We start from the raw sequence: 18,028 nt of genomic DNA, 5'->3' as shown, positions 1-18,028 counted from the left end.
AACAGACAACTCTCAGTAATGAAAAATTGAGAATTGTCTGTTTTTTACTGTGATGGAAATTTGTTCATTGTTATTTATTTATCGGTTAGTTATTTGTGTGACTAGTAGAGCGTATCGGTAAGACGATATTGACTTGGAAAGTCGTTCCTTCACTCTCTAGATGGATCTCGCCATCTAGCAACTCAACTAGCTCTTTTATAATACTCAAGCCTAATCCAGTGCTTTTATTTTGACGGGATTGGTCGTTTGTCACAAAGCGATTCAGTAGGTTTTCTTGATCATCAATCGCCTGTGCGACTTGGTTTCTCGCAACAAAAATAATGCGGTCACCTTTTCGTTTCCCTTCAAAATGCGCAGCTGTCTGGCCATGTTTTAAAATATTACCCAATAAGTTCTGGAAAACTCGTTTTAAAACCGTCATATCTGAAATGAGGACTAAGTTTTCTTCCAAATCAAAGGACAATTCAATCTCTTTTGCGGAGAAATTTTCATAGTATAAGAAGGCTTCCTCTTGTAAAAGTTGCGTGAAGTTGACCATTTCGAAATCCATTTGCAGTTGTTTTTCATGTATTAAGGTGTATTCCATCAGGTAATGTAAGTAGTTTTCGATGGTCAGTAATCCAGCCTCTGTTTTTTTCAAGATTTCTTGTGTACTCGGTTCATTTTGCTTTTTCAATAATAGCTGAACATAGCCAGAAGAGACCGTTAGTGGCGTCTTTAAATCGTGTGACAAATTACTCAAGGATTGATGGAACTGTTTTTCGTTCGTCCAATGATTCTGATACACTTTTTTATTCTTTTGGATTAACTGATTATTGGCATCTAATAAACGACGAATCAGAAAATTCTTTGACGTTGAAACCAGTTCAGCATTCGTATCATTTTGGACAATATAATTTAATTGCCGAGTAATATCATAGAGGTTATAAATCAGAAAGCCTATATAGGCCAGCGCTAGAATAAGGAGTATGCCAAGGATAATAATCATTTGTTCTCCTTTGCTAAACGAATGCCCATACCCCAAACCGTTTCAATATATTCATTCTCGGGATCAGCGGCTTTCAATTTTTTCCGCAGATTGCTTAAATGCACATTCAACGTATTTTCGCCGCCCAAATAGGACTCCTCCCAAATGCGTTCATATAAATTCTCTTTGGAAAAAATCTTAGTAGGATTAGCTAGCAACAAATCAATCAGCTGGTATTCTTTTCGAGAAGCCTCAATCGGTTGTCCGAAAACACTAATCTCATAAAATTCTTCATTCAATGCTAAATTCTTATACGTCAATTGTTTTTCATCTGATTGGGTTGGTCGATTGCGAAATTGGACTTCGATTCGTGCGTCTAATTCATCTAGATTAAACGGTTTTTCGACATAATCATTGGCACCGGCCTTTAATAGCGCCACGGTTTTTTCCTTATCTCCGATAGCTGTCATGATTATGACCGGCGTTTGCGATTGCTGGCGAATTTCCTTTAAGACCTGTTCGCCATCTTTTCCAGGCAGCATGAGGTCGAGTAATATTAAGTCATAGGCGCCATTGCTTCCTAATAAGGCACCCTCTGTTCCAGTATGAACGGTCGTTAATTGCGCAGTCTCTTGAAAGAAATCTCTTAAAAGTTGGCAAATATGTATATCATCTTCAATAATTAAAATTCGTTTCACTGAGTGTATTCCCTCCCTTATTTGTTATCATATCATCAAGAATGGGGTGAAATATAGTCTTTTTTGAAATTATTTTTTTTAATTTGAAATGAATGAGCAAACGATGCGTGTACGTAGTATGAAGCGATTTGTGGCAAACTGATTGCGCGGAAAATAGTTTCTTTTATTTCTCAGTTTCTTCGATATTATGTAGGAAGTAGAGGTGACTCCTGTTATAATAAATAGAAGATTTCAATAGGGAAAGCGTGGTGTCGTGTGTGTGGAAATAATTGAGCAGAGTATTCCTTCAACAAATGACAAGAACCAATTGAAAGTTAAAATTTGGCGACCAAAGAAATCCATCAAAGCAGTCTTCCAGATTATTCATGGAATGGTTGAACATATTGAAAGATACAGTGAGTTTGCCGTTTATATGGCCTCAAAAGGCTATTTAGTGGTGGGTCATGATCATGTAGGTCATGGGGATTCAGTAACAGATGAATCAGAATATGGTCATTTTGGTTCAAAAAATGGACACCAAGTTCTGGTGAAAGATGTGGCGACGATTCAACAATATTTTGCTGCAGAATATCCAAATATTCCCTATTTTATACTAGGGCACAGTATGGGATCCTTGGTGTTGCGCAATTATTTAATTCAATATCCCGACGTTTCTTTAGAAGGAGCTATCTTGATGGGGACCGCTCATGAACCTTTGCTTAAAATGAGAGCAGCGATACTAGCTAGCGGCCTAATTGTCCATGTAAAAGGAGCTGAATATCCTTCAAAACTAATCGATCAACTAGCATTTGGAGGCTATAACAAACGCTTCGAACCCGCACGGACACCTAAAGATTGGTTAACACGCGACGAAGAAATGGTCGATTTATATTTAGATGATGCCAAAACACAATTCATGTTTTCGGTTAAAGCCTACCAAGATTTATTTATTTTGACTAAAAATGCTAGTAATCCAGCATTATTGAAACGAATCAACGACAACCTGCCCATCTACCTCATCTCAGGTGCGCAAGACCCAGTGGGCGGATTTGGCAAGAATGTCACCAAATTATATGAGCAATTGCAAAGCGCCAATAAACAAGTGACGATGACCCTAGTGAAAAATGGTCGTCACGAAATTTTAAACGAAATGAACGCCTATGAAGTCTATCAAATGGTCCTGAATTGGGTGGAGAAGAGGTAGCTGTATTTATACGGAAAATTAAAAAAAATAAAAAATGAATTAAAGAGGTTCTTGCCGTAAATCTTGGCGAGAACCTCTCTTTAATGTGTACTTAAATAGTTATGTGGAAACTTTTATCCAATCCACTTTCTTAGTCACAATTCCATTTACCATCTTCGAAATTGCAGGAACCACCTGTGGCATCAGTGGCATCGACTGGAATTAAAGGCGTAACTTTTTTCTCTTTTTCTAGCAATTCACGAATTGTTGCGACGATATTTTCTTTTGGCTGAGCACCGCTGATCAAGTATTTGCCATCGATGATTAGAGCAGGAACGCCTTTCAATCCATAAGCTTCAGCTAAGGCAAAATCATTTTTCACAGCAGCTAAATTTTCTGGCGATTTGAAGGATTGTTTCCATTCAGTAAAATCAACTGAGGCTTCTTGAACTAACTCTTCGAGTACCTGAATGTCCTCGATATTCAAATTTCTGACAAATAATCCCTCTTGTAATTTATCAAAAACTTCCCAATACGTTTCTTGTGTGCCAATTAAAAGGGCAGCTTTGGCCGCAAGTAAAGCATTTTTTGAAGTAGGGAAATCAAAATCAGTTTGTCTCATTCCTTCAATATTAAAGCGATGCAATGTGTCATTTTGGTTGGCGTGAGCCCAGTGATTTAAGACTTCTGGTTTCACAGCTTTCCTCGAACCGAACATTGCTTCAAAATCAGCAGGTTCCCAGCCTAGTGCAAACGAACGGTGAATAATCTCTATTTCAGGTAACTCTGCTTTGACTTCGTGCATTCGATACGACATCGGAAAACAAAAGCTACAAATCACATCATGGAAAAATTCTATTTTCATCGGTAAGTTCCTCCTTTTCAGTTGCTATGTCAACTGATTTAAATTTACTGTATATTTTTTTCCTTTTTGGGTCAATAATTATGCTTATAGGGTAAAATAGATGATAATAAGAAAATACAGGAATTTAGAAATTACGAGGTGATTTTTTGGCTACAAAAGACCTATCCATTATTTTGCATGAGTTAGATTTATTATTGCATCAAGAGATTGATAATGAGTTGAAACCATTCGAGCTGAGCGTGGAACAGTCGCGAATTATTGAGCTTTTACATGAACGAGGAACCATGTGCCAGAACGAGATAGCCATGAATTTGAATAAAAATAAAGCGACTATCACGAGAATGCTCAATAGTCTCGAAAAGAAACAATTTATAACCAAAGAAAAAGATCCCGAAAATTGGAAGCAGAACAATATTTCTTTAACGGAAAAAGGGTTAGGCGTCTTCGAGGAAATCATGACCGTCTCAAAGGAGATTAATCAGAGGATTGAGAAGAATATTACAACTAGTGAGAAAGAAAAGTTAATCGAATTAGTAAATAAAATAGCAGATGGGCTCATTAAGTAGGACAGTTTATATCGTTAGCGATCATTTAGATGCGGTGAACTATTTTGATAATAGGACTTTATTGGTCAGTAATTTTCGTCTGAGTTATAATGAGGGAGAAAAGTTGGCAGTGGACTGAATGGAAAAGACGAGGAGCTGAAGAGATGTTATTTTTAACAAAAGAAGATATCGTGAATAGTTTTTCCATGAGAGAAGCAATTGATGTCGATAAAGAGGCGTTGTCGATGTATTCTGCAGGAAAAGCGACGGTACCTTTGCGGACAAATATCAATGTGCCAAAAAGTAATGGACAAAGTTTGTACATGCCAGCCTATGTTGAGGGTGGCGAGGGTGCATTGGGTGTGAAAATCGTGTCGGTGTATCCTGATAACCTTGAGAAAAATTTGCCTAGTGTGCCAGCGACGATGATTGTTCTGGATCCTGAGACAGGAATTGTATCTGCCTGCTTAGACGGAACGTATTTGACGCAGCTTAGAACGGGTGCGGTTCAAGGCGCAGCAACAGAATTACTTTCAAGAAAAGATGCAAAGATTGGCGCGTTGATTGGGACTGGTGGTCAAGCGACTGCACAATTAGAGGCGATGGTGACGGTCCGAGAGCTAGAAGAAGTACGGATTTTTGATATCAATTTCGAACGGGCGAGTGAATTTGCTAAGGAAATGGAACGCCAATTTTCAGTAACGATGCGTGCGACTAAAACGAGTCAGGAATGTGTAGAGGGCGCGGATATAATTACCAGCGTAACGACTTCTAAACAGGCAACTTTTTCTGCGGAATGGGTCAAAAAAGGAGCGCATATTAACGGAGTTGGCGCGTATACGCCAGAGATGTGCGAGATTCCTAGAGAAATAATCAAGCAAGCGGATGTGATTATTTTTGATACGATGGATGGCGTGCTGGAAGAGGCTGGGGACTTTATTACACCACTAAAAGAAGGCTATGTTCAAGAGTCAGACTATCAAGGTGAGTTAGGCCAGTTGGTTAACGGAACGCTGGAAGGCCGCACGAACGAGGAGCAAATCACGATCTTTAAGACGGTCGGATCAGCAGTTCTAGATGTTGTGGTAGCAGCTGAGATTGTTAAGAAAGCGCAAGAGAAACAGTTGGGAACGACTTTGTAAATTCTAGGAGATAGAGGGAAGTGGCTAGAGATTTGGTGATTAATGCCTAATTTTTAGTCACTTTTTTAGTATTTATTTTCGATAGGACTTGTTACAATAACTTTAAATACTAAATAAACGAGGTGTCGCAAATGTCTGAACGTCTAAAATCTCTAACGAATACTGGCTTACCTTATGATGATATGGATGAAGAGGTGGCGAAGGTCCGTAATCACGCGATTAAAGAGTGCCGCAGATATAATTTTTTGGTGAACTCGGAGAATCGCTATGAGCTGTCCATTCTGAAGAATTTATTTCATTCAATGGGTGAGAATGTCTATATTGAGTCGAATTTCCAATGCGAATTTGGCGTTAATATTTCGATGGGCAATAATATTTATCTGAATCACGATATGATTATTCTGGATTGTAATGAAGTGACTATTGGCAATGACGTCTATGTCGGACCGCGAGTGGGTCTATATGGCGCGAATCATGCAGAGGATCCGATTGAGCGAGCGGAGCATATGGTTTATGCTAAACCGATTCATATCGAAGATAAAGTTTGGCTAGGTGCTGGTGTTCATGTGTTGCAAGGGGTGACAATTGGTGAGAACACAATTATTGGTGCAGGAAGTGTGGTCACAAAAGACGTTCCTGCAAATGTCGTTGCGGCTGGCAATCCTTGCAAGGTTATCCGTCCGATTAGGGAAAAGGATCGAGAAGAGTTGAAGAGGTAAAGTAGGGAAATTGGAATAAGAAAATTATTTTTTTAGGTTGTCATGAATAAAATGCAAGTTATATTTTTATAAGGCGATTTAAAGCAAAGTGATAGTAAAATAGTCTATTCGGTGGAAACTAGGGTAGATGTATTATAATTGAATTTATCTTATGAGTGAAGAGGAGGCATTAGTCAAAGTGACTAATAGTCGCCTCTTTTTCTCGATTGGACTAAAGATTTTTGTATTTATGAATTGTGAATAGTGTAACAGTAGGACAAATGAAAATTTTAGGTGTGACAATTTTCGGACTGAAAGCGCAGACAATAATTTCTATATTCGTTTTATAATGAATTTATCAGGAGGGATGACATGAATGAACGGATCCGAAACATTCTTACTTTGCTGATCAAACAGCCAGACATGAAAGTATCTCAACTTTCAAAAGAGTTACAGCTTTCTAAGCGTCAAATTAATTATGCGATTGCACGATTTAATGAAGAGTTAACATTGAAGAAGTTACCTAATATTGTGAGAAACCATTCTGGTGATTTTTCAATTCCATTAGAGATAGTCAAACTTATAGCGGGTAAACAAGTAAAAGAAGGGCAGTCCACTATTCAAGTGTTTTCTGAAAATGAACGCGTGGCACTGTTATTGATGATGCTGATTACGACAATCGATTACATTAGTATCAATCACCTAACTGATTATTTAAAAGTAAGTAAGAATACGGTTATTGAAGATATAAAAAAAGCTGAATGGCTCGTCGATAAATATAACTTAACCATTCAATATGATCGAGTTAGAGGGTATCAGCTTTTAGGAGCAGAACATAGTATCTTACAGCTTTTGTCTGATTTGGTAAAACAATATTTAATCTTACAAAAAGAAGAAATTCGAGAGGAGATTACTTCGAAGGTTTCAAATGAAGAGATTATGCATTTTATTCATAGTATGGAGCAGATGCTTCATCTGAGTTATTCTGACGAATCGATTGATTACTTACAATCTTCTGTACGTTTTTTGGTGAATCGTGGCTTGCAATTGCCAACAGATTTTGAATTTTTCGCAGGAAATGTAAAAAAGACGCCTGAATTTCGAATGATTTCCATTTTAGTTAGTGAGACAAGCTGGCAACTATCTTCAAGTTTTGTTGAATGGTTAGCGTTATTATTTTTGACTTCTAACATTTCAGAGAAAAGAACAACGCAAGAATATGATTCTGATGAAGAACTGAAAAAGCTGATTTCAGAGATGGTTGATAACTTCCAAACACAAACTTTAATTATGATTGATGATCGCGAAACGTTTGAAAGAAGGATATTAAGTCACCTAAGACCTTCATGTTTTCGGATTAAGTACAATCTTAGCTTAGGTATGTATTCATTGGGAAGTCTCATCCAAGAAAGTAATCATGGAATTTTAATCGAACTGATGAAGGAGCTGATTGTACCAATCGAAAATTGGATTGGTAAGGCGTTTCCTAATGATGAGTTAGATTTATTATCGTATTATTTTGGCTTTCAATTGACTAACCACAACACACTTGCCAAGCAGAAACCGCGCGCGGTAGTAGTTTGTCGCAATGGTGTAATGGTATCAAAATTGATGAGAGAAAATCTAAAGAAACTTTTTCCTGAGATTCATATACTGTCTTCATTTTCAGTTCGAGATTTTTATAAATTTGAAGTTGATTATGATTTGGTTTTTACAACTACCGCGTTAGACACAACTATTAATCAGTTTATTATTGATCCAATTATGACGTATAAAGAGCAGATAAGTTTGAGATATAGGGTGTTAAATGAATTAGGATTTAGTGAGCTAGATAATTCAACACAAGAACTTATCGAGATTATTCAAAAACAATCGACTATTAAGAATTTGACTGAGTTGAGAGAAGACATACAGGCATTTTTGATTAAGAAGGAACAAGATTCACCATTAGAAAATTTTCAGATACTACCTTCATTAACGTACTATTTGAAACCGACGTATGTCCAAATTAATCACGAGCAGTCGTTGACTTGGCAAGAAGCGCTTAAATTAGCTTGTAACCCATTAATAGAAAGTCAAACGGTCACTCAAGAATTTTATTTAGATTGTGAGAAGCAAATTATGCAATCTGAATTTTCCGGATTTTTAGGGACTGATACCTGTATACCACATACAACTATCGAACATGGTGTTTTAAAAGATGGTGTGAGTCTATTTCTATCAAAGGAACCAATCATTTTTCCTAATGGTCAAGCGATTCATTTGATTTTCCCACTGGCTTTTTATGATTTGACTAAGCATCTGCGGGCCATTAATCAGATTGCTGAGATTAGTGGTGATCGAGTGTTCTTGGAAAAGCTGTTAGCAACAGAAGATGAAAAAACGATTTATCAATTATTGAGACAATTTACGTGAGGAGGAGAGAATTGTGAAACTTCAGGAATATCCTAAATTTACGATTATTATGCGTGGTTATACGTACGAACAAGCGGATGCTATTCTTCAAGCAATGAAAGGTTTTGAAAAAGATTTTGCAGTAGAAATGACGCTTAATACAGATGGCGCACTTGAATCGATTGAGAAGTTGAACAAAAAATATGGTACGAAGATTTATATTGGTGCAGGAACAGTCAGAACATTAGACGAGGCTAAAGCAGCAGTTCAATCGGGGGCTAAATTTTTACTAGGGCCACATAGCTTCACTAAAGAGATGTTGTCATATGCAAATGAACAAGGAGTACTAGCTATTCCCGCCGGTATGACTCCATCAGAGATTAATGACTTGTTTATGAATGGTGCAGATATCGTGAAGGTTTTTCCAGCAGCCACTGTTTCACCTAGATTTTTCAAGGATATTCAAGCGCCATTAGGCAGTTTACCACTTATGGCGGTCGGAGGAGTTACGCAAGAGAATGCCAAAGAATTTCTGACGAACAAAGCAAGTTACTTGGGCTTAGGTTCAGGTTTATTTAACAAAGAAGATATTGAAGCATTAGCTATTGATAATTTAGCAAAATCTTTAGAAGGGCTAGTTGCTTCAATCTAAATAGGAGGGAACGTAATGGAAGTAGTTTTACATGAAGAGTTAGTGTTTCGCAATATAGCAGTAAAAAATAGTGAGGAAGCACTGATATTTTTAGCCGAAAATCTTTATCAAAAAGGGTATGTCCAAAAAGAATATATTCAAGCCATTCAAGAACGAGAAAAAGAGTACCCAACAGGCTTACCCTCTTCAGAACCAGGGATTGCGATTCCCCATGCTAATTTTGAGTTGGTTAAAAAAACAACCTTAGCAATAGCTACAATAGAAAATCCAGTCTTGTTTAATAATATGGAAAACAACCAGGAGCAACTTCCTGTACAGATTATTATCATGATGGCGATAGGTGAGCCACATGGTCAAGTAGAAATGCTCCAAAAAATCGTAAGCATCATCCAAGATGAACCCTTACGAAAAGAAATGATCCAGGCAGTATCCGATGTAGAATTACTTCGGTTATTAAAGAAAGCTATTGCATAGCAAAAATTGAGAGGAAGATGGATATGAAAAGAATTTTAGTCGCTTGTGGAAATGGAATTGCTACATCAACAGTTGTTGCAACAAAAGTGAGAGAGTATTTAGCAAGTAAAGGAATTAAAGCAGATACTACACAAACAAAATTGATGGAGGTACCTAGTAAAGTTCAGGATTATGATTTACTAATTACGACAGGTCAGTTTGAAGGACAGACTGGGGATGTTCCTGTGGTTAAAGGAATGCCTATTTTAACAGGGATTGGTGTCGAACAAACGATGGAAGAAATAGCTACAAAGCTAGGAGAATAATTAGCGTAAAGGAGAAAACAAATGAACTATATTATGGATGGGTTTAATTTCTTTATTGATGCTGGACCGACAGTTATGCTACCAGTTATCATTACAATTATCGGATTAATTTTTGGTTTAAAGATTACAAAAGCATTTAAATCAGGACTAACATTAGGGATTGGGTTTGCCGGAATCAAATTGATTCTTGATTTTATGACAACTAATGTGGGACCTGCGGCGAAAGCCATGGTAGATAGAACCGGGGTACAGTTAGACGCCTTGGATGTTGGTTGGGGATCAATCGCCGCGGTTACTTGGGCGTCACCAATCATTGCACTACTTATTTTTGCCATTTTACTTGTAAATATTATTTTATTAGTGCTTAAAAAAACACAAACACTGGATGTCGACATTTGGAATTATCACCACATGGCAATCGTCGGTGTAATGGTTTACTTTGTAACAAAAAATGTATTCTTAGGTGTAGGTGCTTCCGTTGTAATGGCTGTTGTTACGTTTAAAATTTCAGATTGGTCACAGCCAATGGTAGAAGATTTCTTTGGTATTCCAGGCGTTTCTTTACCAACTGTATCAGCCTTATCTTCGTTAGTTATTGCTTGGCCGTTAAACTGGCTATTAGATAGAATTCCGTTATTCAGAAAATCTCAATTCACGATTAAAGACGCACAAAAATATCTCGGATTTTTCGGAGATTCAATGATCATGGGTCTAGTTATTGGGATTGCGATTGGCTTCTTAGCTGGGTATGATGTGAAGCAAGTTTTACAATTGGGTGTGAGTATGTCAGCCGTTTTAGTTTTAATTCCAAAAATGACTTCATTATTTATGGAAGGCTTAATGCCAATTTCTGATGCAGCACAAAAATGGTCACAAGAAAAATTCAAAGGACGTCGTCTATTTATTGGGTTAGATGCAGCAGTTGTTGTAGGGAATCCAGATGTAATTACGACCGCCTTAATTATTATTCCTTTGACAATTGCGATGGCCCTTGTCTTACCTGGGAACCGTGTGCTACCATTCGCCGATTTAGCTGTTGTACCTTTCCGAGTAGCTATGGTAGTTGCCTTAACTAGAGGGAACTTATTGAAAAATATAGTGATTGGTTTGGTTATCACCGCTTCATTATTATGGTGTGGTTCAGCGACTGCGCCAGCTTTAACAGCTATTGCAAAATCAGTTGGGATTGAGTTAGGTGCGAATGCGATGTTGATTTCTTCTTTTGCAGCAACATCGATGATTCAAAGTTACCTAGTGTTCCTAGCGTTTACGTATAATCCTCTAATCGGTATTCCATTATTAATTATTGGTTTCTTAGGTGTTTGGTATTTCTTTGAAGCAATTAAAAAAATTAATGTTGAAGAAAAGGTAACAGAAGCATAATTAGGAGTGAGAGAATTGAAAATTTCTAAAATTACTGTGTATAAAGTTAAACCAAGATGGATTTTTGTAAAAATTTCTACAGATGAAGGCATTGATGGCTGGGGCGAAATGATCTCTGGTACGAAAACAGAGACTGTTGTCGCTGGAGCTTATGAGATTGGCAATCGTGTTTTATTGGGTAGAAATCCATTCGAAATTGAACGTTTATTCCAAGAAATGCATCGTTCATTCTTTAGAGGTGGCCCAATCAACGGGACAATCGTTTCTGGGCTTGAGATGGCTTTATGGGATATTAAAGGGAAAGCCTTAAATGTTCCTGTCTATGAATTATTAGGTGGCGCGGCCAGAGATAAGATAAAAGTTTATTCTTGGATTGGCGGCGATCGTCCGGATGAAGTAGTAGAACAAGCACAGGATAGATTTGACCGCGGATTTACAGCGATTAAAATGAATGCAACTTCTGAATTGCATTATATCGATTCGTATGAAAAAGTTGAGGAAGTCGTTTCTAGAGTAGCTTCTATTCGAGAACGATTTGGAAACAAATTGGATATCGGTGTTGATTTCCACGGTCGTGTGCATAAGCCAATGGCGAAGGTTTTAGCGAAAGCGTTAGAACCCTACCATCCAATGTTTTTAGAAGAAGTTGTCTTACCTGAGAATGAAGAGTACTTCCAAGAAATTGCGAACACTGTAGCAGTACCATTAGCGACCGGCGAACGTCTCTATACACGCTGGCAGTTTAAAAATATCTTTAAACAAGGTGCGATTGATGTTATTCAACCAGATGTGGCACTTTGTGGTGGGATTTTAGAAACGCGTAAGATTGCGGCAATGGCAGAAGCCTATGATATGGCAGTTGCTCCTCATGCGCCTTATGGACCGATTGCATTGGCAGCTACTTTACAAATTGATTCTTGTACACCGAATGTGTTCATTCAAGAGCAAAGTTTGGGCATTCATTACAATAAAGGCTTTGATTTATTGGATTTTGTCGAAAACAAAGAAATCTTCCAATATAAAGATGGTTATGTCGATTTACCTAACAAACCAGGTTTAGGTTTAATTATGAATGAAGATAAAATTAAAGAAGTCTCTCAAGAAGGATTAATTTGGACAAATCCTTCATGGAAAAATTATGATGGAACAATCGCTGAGTGGTAATTTGAGGAGAATAAAATGGCAGAAGCAGTAATAGTTACGTTATTTCTACTAACTTTATTAGTTCTTCAATTCAAAGAACAGAAGAAGATACTAATTAAGACAAAAAGTAGCAAGGTAAAATTGATACTTACGATTGGTTTAGCCATTGGATTATTAGTGATTTTCTGGCCAGAATCAGTTGCAGATCAAATAAAATTAGGTGCATTTTCTATATTAATTCTTTCGATTGGCTTTTTTAAAGAAGGACTTGCCGAAAATCATTTAGTAAAACTCGGACTATTGTCGGGTGAGTATACGCAATATAAGATGATTCAAATAGAAAAAACGAACGAGAAAGATTGTTTTGTCACATTTTATAAAACGAAAAATAACCATTTCTCACTTTTATTTGACACGGATGAACGTAAACTTGTAGACTATTTCTCTGATTTAAATGTACCCATTATTCTAGGAGAATTACCAGAAGAAATAGTTGTAAAGAAGCCAAAAAAGAGTAGAAATCGCGCGAAGCAGCGGATAGTAAAAAGTAAAAGTTAATAGTGCACTTACTTAAGTGATAGGAAATACTGTCTTCACTAAGCAAAAAAACAACCAATCGATTGTGAATTTCACGATCGGTTGGTTATTTTAGTTAGAGTCAATTTACATAGTATAGATTCCCAATTCAAGAGTAGGGTGTGCGCTATTCAAAAATAATCTTGAGTTAGAGTTACATCTAGTATTTCTAATTAATTTTAGTCCCTATCTTCCAATTCTTCGATCCCAACTTTAATCAGTTTAAGCTTTTTAATATTCAAAAAGTTCTGCGCAGAAATCGCGAAGGCGCCGTATAGTGTGGCACTTTTTTCTAAGTAAGTGTTTCTGATTAGGACGTCTTTTGAGAAGCGATTTTTTATTTGGGTGTTGATAAAATCGACCATCTCAGGGATTTTGCGATGTAGCGAGCTGTTGATGACAACCATTTCTGGGTCGTACATCATGATGATATTGTTGATTCCAATGCTGAGTAGTTCGGCATTTTTTTCTAATAGGGTGATGGCTTGCTGATTCTTTTCGTTGAATGCTTGTTGGAGAATGTCTGAATTGACATAGTCCAAGCCGGCTTCTTTGGCGTATTCTTGATAAGTGGCTTTATTAGAAGCGTATTGTTCCAAACAGCCTGAGTTGCCACAGGGACAGTCTAGGCCGTGTGGATAAAGAATCGAGTGACCGATTTCTCCAGCGCGTCCGCGATGGCCGACTTGAAGATGCCCGTTCTCCACAATTCCAGCACCAATCCCGCTATGGATACTGATGGATACGAGATTTTGATAGTGGGAGGAAAAGGTATATTCTCCTAAAGCGGCTAAGTTTGCTTCGTTTTCGAGATAGATTGGGAAGTCATAGAGTGCTTGTAATTCTTCCCACAGATTACTTTTGTCTAAGTCGTAATAAGGCGTAAAATGAATGACATTTTTATAGACTTGTCCATGGATAGCGGCGGTTAGGCCGATAATGCCATGGGGCGTTTCTGGTTGGATTGTCAGAAAATAATCCGTAATTTCTTTGATTTGCGCGACGACGGTTTTGGCTGTCACGTCAATTCTTTTCTTACGCGTGCTGTCAATAATTGTGCCATCTATGTAGGCTAGCATTGCTTCGATATAATTGTAGCCGAGGTCAAACGCAATCACGAGGGCGGATTGTCGATTGAAGGTTAGCATGATAGGTTTTCGTCCGCCGACATTTGAAGCATCGCCAATTCTTGTTTCTGTAATAAAATCTTCCTCAATCATTTTTTTGGTGATGGCTGAAACAGAGGCTTTATTTAAACCGGTTAAGGTTGAAAGCTCTGCACGAGAGACTTCTTTTTTATCTATAATGACTGTTAAAATTTTTGCTTCATTTTGTTCACGAATGGTGTATTTACTTGATATCATAGTGAGCTCCTAACTATTTTTTTCACTAATCTTATAATAAAGTGTCTGTAAGCGCTTGACAACTAAATTCGTTTGTTTTATAGTATCCTTGTAAGTTAGTTTATCGTACTAACAAACTTAAATCAAGCGATTTATTAATAGGAGGAAGAAAAGAATGAGCTATTTTCCAAATGTAGAAAAGATTCAATATGAAGGACCAACAACTGAGAACATGTTTGCGTTTCGTCACTATAACCCTGAAGAGTTAGTAATGGGTAAAAAAATGAAGGATCATTTACGTTTTGCAATTGCTTACTGGCATACAATGACACAAGATGGTTCTGATCCGTTTGGTAATCCTGTCAACCAAAGAACTTGGTTTGCTGAAACACCTATGCAAACAGCGAAAAATCGTGTCGAAGCTTTCTTTGAAATTTGCGAAAAATTAGGCGCAGAATACTTCTGTTTCCATGATATCGATGTGGCTCCTGAAGGGGATAGCTTGGAAGAATTCTTTGCAAACATTGATGAAATTACAGACTTGATTAAAGAAAAAATGGATCAAACAGGGATTAAATTATTGTGGAACACTGCGAATATGTTCTCAAATCCTCGTTATATTAACGGAGCTGCTTCAACAAACAATGCGGACGTCTATGCATTTGCAGCAGCACAAGTCAAAAAAGGCTTGGATATTTCTAAAAAATTAGGCGGCGAAAACTATGTCTTCTGGGGCGGCCGTGAAGGATATGAAACATTACTAAATACAGATATGAAATTTGAGCAAGACAACATTGCCCGTTTATTCAAAATGGCGATTGCTTATGGCGAAAAAATTGGCCATAAACCTCAATTCTTATTAGAACCAAAACCAAAAGAGCCTTCAAAACATCAATATGATTTTGATGCGGCAACTACGATGGCCTTTATTCAACATTATGGCTTAGAAGGCGACTTCAAATTAAACTTAGAAGCGAACCATGCGACGTTAGCTGGACATACTTTTGAGCACGAAATTGCGGTTGCTAGAAGCTACAATGCTCTAGGTTCATTGGATGCCAACCAAGGCGATGTGTTATTAGGCTGGGATACGGATGAATTCCCAACAAGTATTTATGACACAACTTTAGCGTTATATGAAGTGTTAGAAAATGGCGGAATCGCGCCTGGCGGAATCAACTTTGACTCGAAAGTACGTCGTTCTTCATTTGAAATGGATGATTTACTATTGGCTCATATCGCTGGGATGGATACGTATGCGCGTGGCTTGAAAGCTGCTGCTAAATTGAAAGAAGATCGTTTCTTCGATAACTTAAAAGAAGAACGTTATGCTACTTTTAAAGAAGGTATCGGCGCGAAAATTGTGAATGATGAAGAAAACTTAGAATCATTGACAGAATACGCATTAGGTCAAGGCGATGTTGCGTTGAAATCTAGCCATATCGAATATGTGAAGAGCCGTTTGAACGATTATTTAGTATAATTCTTCAACTATAATTGAACCAACATAAGTCAAAAACATTAGGAGTGGGGCGCGAGTCCTGCTCCTTCAAAATTTAGTTAATTGTTTTTCAGTAAAGAATTTTCTTAAATAGAGGAGGAGAAATATGTCATACGTTTTAGGGCTAGATTTGGGAACGAGCTCGCTAAAAGGTTTGTTATTCCGTCAAGATGGCGTTTTGGTTGGCGAAGCGAGTGCGGATTATCCGTTATTGACGCCACAAGCTGGCTACAGTGAACAGAATCCTGTGGAGTGGAAAGAAGCGGCGCACAAAGTCATTCAAACATTGGTTTCAGCCCATGCTGAGATGAAAACTGAATTGGTGGGAATTAGCTTTTCTGGCCAAATGCACAGTTTAGTTTTATTAGATGAGCAAAATGAAGTGATTCGTCCGGCCATCTTATGGAATGATGTGCGGACGACGAAGCAGTGTCGAGAAATCATGGAGGTTGCTGGCGAGAAAGTCTTGAAGTTGACGAAGAATGTCGCGTTGGAAGGCTTCACGCTGCCTAAAATTTTGTGGGTGCAAGAGAATGAACCAGAGAATTGGGCGGCGGTTCGTCACCTGATGTTACCGAAGGATTATCTTTCTTTTTGGCTGACAGGCAAATATTCGATGGATTATTCGGATGCTGCTGGTACGTTGTTGCTGGATATGGAAGAAAAGGTTTGGTCGCAAGATATTTTAACTCAGTTCTCAATCTCAGAAAAAATCTTACCGACTTTATATGAATCTTCTGGTGAAGTTGGCGCGATTACGGCTGCCTTAAAAGAGGAATTTGGCTTTGAGAATGACGTGAAGATTTATGCTGGTGGGGCAGATAATGCGTGTGCTGCACTGGGTTCAGGGATTGTTCAAGAAGGCGCTGGTATGGTCTCAATCGGTACGAGTGGGGTCTTTTTATCCTTTGAAAATTCAGATAAGGTGGATTATGAAGGTCAGCTTCATTTATTTAGTCATTCAGTAAAAGATAAAGTCTATTCGATGGGCGTGACGTTAGCAGCTGGGAATTCGTTGAGCTGGTATCGTGAGACATTCGCGCCAGAGAAAGATTTCAGCGAATTACTAGCAGGTGTTGGCGAAGTGAGACCGGGTGCGGACGGGTTACTCTTTACGCCGTATATTGTTGGTGAACGGACGCCGCATACGGATAGTCAGATTCGTGGCAGCTTTGTCGGGATTGATACGCATCATCGTTTGCCGCATTTTAGTCGGGCAGTCTTAGAGGGCATTACTTTTTCTCTGAAAGATTCGCAAGAGATTATGGAGCAGACGGCTAAGCGGACCTTTACTAAAATTGTTTCTGTCGGTGGTGGCGCAAAAAATCCAGATTGGCTACAGATGCAGGCGGATATTTTTGATTCGACGATTGTCACTTTGACGACGGAACAAGGTCCAGGAATGGGTGCGGCGATGTTGGCAGCGATTGGTAGTGGACTATTTGCTGATGCGCAAAGCTGTGTTGAAACCTTTGTGAGCTATGATAAAGAAATTACGCCAATCAAAGAGAATGTTGAGCTGTATAAGAAAGTTTATGGTATTTACAAGCAAGTCTATGGCGCAACGGCGGATGTTTGTCATCAGTTAGCTGAACTGCGCTAAACAATTTAACGAACCAAATGAAATAAAGTAATTTACTGAGAGCCATTTGACTGGGGTTACCCGTCTGATGGCTCTATTTTTTGACGATTATCTGGGTATAATGGGGTAGGTATTTTAAGGAGGCGTGACTACATGAATTCGAGAGCTGCGACAAAAGAAGATTACTCGAGCTTAAGTGAAATTTGGGCACAATCAGTCAGTGCAACCCATACGTTTTTGCACCCGGCTGATTTTTTAGAAATCCAGAAAAATTTGTCTATTTATTTTGAGGGTGTAACCGTAAAAGTTTGGGTAGTTGATGAAGAAATTATTGGCTTCACTGGAACCTCGGGTGAACATTTAGAGATGCTATTTCTGTCACCAAAAGTTTTTAGAAAGGGCTTTGGCAGACAGATTGTTGAGCGCTTAATCGCTCATGAGGGAATCACGTCAGTGGATGTCAATGAACAGAATACTGGAGCTGTTTCTTTTTATGAATCATTAGGCTTTGAGATGATTGCGAGAGATGCGCTGGACGGACAAGGGAAAGCTTACCCGATTCTACATTTGAAGAAAATAGACTGAAATGAGTAGGGAA

Annotated in this window: 18 protein-coding genes; 14 read left to right on the top strand and 4 right to left on the bottom strand. The window is 38.1% G+C overall.

Annotated features, from left to right (window positions below; all coding sequences use genetic code 11):
• Positions 1-85: 85 nt before the first annotated feature.
• Together BAU15_RS07820 and BAU15_RS07815 are read right to left on the bottom strand one after the other, a co-directional pair.
• On the bottom strand, positions 86-988 hold the full coding sequence (locus BAU15_RS07820; protein WP_161842188.1) for a sensor histidine kinase: 903 nt from the start codon (positions 986-988) through the stop codon (positions 86-88).
• The gene (locus BAU15_RS07815; protein WP_161842187.1) at positions 985-1,665 is read right to left on the bottom strand and encodes a response regulator transcription factor; all 681 of its coding nucleotides are present in this window, start codon (positions 1,663-1,665) and stop codon (positions 985-987) included. Before BAU15_RS07815 ends, BAU15_RS07820 begins: the two co-directional genes overlap by 4 nt.
• Positions 1,666-1,924: 259 nt before the next feature.
• On the opposite strand from BAU15_RS07815, the gene BAU15_RS07810 reads away from it, so the two are divergent.
• Positions 1,925-2,848 carry an alpha/beta fold hydrolase gene (locus BAU15_RS07810; RefSeq protein WP_161842186.1) on the top strand — a complete coding sequence of 308 codons (924 nt, stop codon included), beginning with the start codon at positions 1,925-1,927 and terminating at the stop codon, positions 2,846-2,848.
• A gap of 130 nt (positions 2,849-2,978) precedes the next feature.
• Here the strand turns inward: BAU15_RS07810 and BAU15_RS07805 are convergent, their stop codons facing one another.
• Entirely contained in the window at positions 2,979-3,692 is a 714-nt protein-coding gene (locus BAU15_RS07805) for a DsbA family oxidoreductase (protein WP_161842185.1), read from the bottom strand.
• 146 nt (positions 3,693-3,838) lie between these two features.
• Here BAU15_RS07805 and BAU15_RS07800 point away from each other — a divergent pair, with 146 nt between their 5' ends.
• The 10 genes from BAU15_RS07800 (at position 3,839) to BAU15_RS07755 (ending at position 12,986) form a co-directional block, all read left to right on the top strand.
• Complete coding sequence (locus BAU15_RS07800) at positions 3,839-4,258, top strand: MarR family winged helix-turn-helix transcriptional regulator (protein ID WP_161842184.1); 420 nt, start codon at positions 3,839-3,841, stop codon at positions 4,256-4,258.
• 143 nt (positions 4,259-4,401) lie between these two features.
• Positions 4,402-5,379, top strand: coding sequence for an ornithine cyclodeaminase family protein (locus tag BAU15_RS07795; protein WP_161842183.1), 978 nt, complete (start codon positions 4,402-4,404; stop codon positions 5,377-5,379).
• Between the two features lie 131 nt (positions 5,380-5,510).
• On the top strand, positions 5,511-6,098 hold the full coding sequence (locus BAU15_RS07790; RefSeq protein ID WP_161842182.1) for a sugar O-acetyltransferase: 588 nt from the start codon (positions 5,511-5,513) through the stop codon (positions 6,096-6,098).
• Positions 6,099-6,449: 351 nt separating this feature from the next.
• On the top strand, positions 6,450-8,492 hold the full coding sequence (locus tag BAU15_RS07785) for a BglG family transcription antiterminator (RefSeq protein WP_161842181.1): 2,043 nt from the start codon (positions 6,450-6,452) through the stop codon (positions 8,490-8,492).
• A 13-nt stretch (positions 8,493-8,505) separates the two neighbouring features.
• Positions 8,506-9,123 (top strand): bifunctional 4-hydroxy-2-oxoglutarate aldolase/2-dehydro-3-deoxy-phosphogluconate aldolase, encoded by a 618-nt coding sequence (locus BAU15_RS07780; protein WP_161842180.1) that lies wholly within the window; start codon positions 8,506-8,508, stop codon positions 9,121-9,123.
• A 15-nt stretch (positions 9,124-9,138) separates the two neighbouring features.
• The gene (locus BAU15_RS07775; RefSeq protein ID WP_161842179.1) at positions 9,139-9,597 is read left to right on the top strand and encodes a PTS sugar transporter subunit IIA; all 459 of its coding nucleotides are present in this window, start codon (positions 9,139-9,141) and stop codon (positions 9,595-9,597) included.
• Positions 9,598-9,620: 23 nt separating this feature from the next.
• Positions 9,621-9,902 carry a PTS sugar transporter subunit IIB gene (locus tag BAU15_RS07770; protein WP_161842218.1) on the top strand — a complete coding sequence of 94 codons (282 nt, stop codon included), beginning with the start codon at positions 9,621-9,623 and terminating at the stop codon, positions 9,900-9,902.
• A 21-nt stretch (positions 9,903-9,923) separates the two neighbouring features.
• Positions 9,924-11,285, top strand: coding sequence for a PTS galactitol transporter subunit IIC (locus BAU15_RS07765; protein ID WP_161842178.1), 1,362 nt, complete (start codon positions 9,924-9,926; stop codon positions 11,283-11,285).
• Positions 11,286-11,300: 15 nt separating this feature from the next.
• Positions 11,301-12,449, top strand: coding sequence for a galactonate dehydratase (dgoD, locus tag BAU15_RS07760; protein WP_161842177.1), 1,149 nt, complete (start codon positions 11,301-11,303; stop codon positions 12,447-12,449).
• A gap of 15 nt (positions 12,450-12,464) precedes the next feature.
• Complete coding sequence (locus tag BAU15_RS07755) at positions 12,465-12,986, top strand: hypothetical protein (RefSeq protein WP_161842176.1); 522 nt, start codon at positions 12,465-12,467, stop codon at positions 12,984-12,986.
• 197 nt (positions 12,987-13,183) lie between these two features.
• Here BAU15_RS07755 and BAU15_RS07750 read toward each other — a convergent pair whose 3' ends face one another.
• Entirely contained in the window at positions 13,184-14,368 is a 1,185-nt protein-coding gene (locus tag BAU15_RS07750) for an ROK family transcriptional regulator (protein ID WP_161842175.1), read from the bottom strand.
• Positions 14,369-14,522: 154 nt separating this feature from the next.
• Between BAU15_RS07750 and xylA the strand changes: the two genes are divergently transcribed.
• From xylA to BAU15_RS07735, 3 genes are all read left to right on the top strand, one after another.
• The gene (gene xylA / locus BAU15_RS07745; protein ID WP_161842174.1) at positions 14,523-15,830 is read left to right on the top strand and encodes a xylose isomerase; all 1,308 of its coding nucleotides are present in this window, start codon (positions 14,523-14,525) and stop codon (positions 15,828-15,830) included.
• Between the two features lie 124 nt (positions 15,831-15,954).
• Positions 15,955-17,451: a xylulokinase gene (xylB, locus tag BAU15_RS07740; RefSeq protein ID WP_161842173.1), complete on the top strand. Its 1,497-nt coding sequence runs from the start codon at positions 15,955-15,957 to the stop codon at positions 17,449-17,451.
• A gap of 132 nt (positions 17,452-17,583) precedes the next feature.
• On the top strand, positions 17,584-18,015 hold the full coding sequence (locus tag BAU15_RS07735; RefSeq protein ID WP_161842172.1) for a GNAT family N-acetyltransferase: 432 nt from the start codon (positions 17,584-17,586) through the stop codon (positions 18,013-18,015).
• Positions 18,016-18,028: the final 13 nt, after the last annotated feature.

It is taken from the genome of Candidatus Enterococcus huntleyi, from assembly GCF_009933175.1.
Classification (GTDB): domain Bacteria; phylum Bacillota; class Bacilli; order Lactobacillales; family Enterococcaceae; genus Enterococcus_K; species Enterococcus_K huntleyi.
This window is presented reverse-complemented; position numbering and strand designations above follow the sequence as displayed.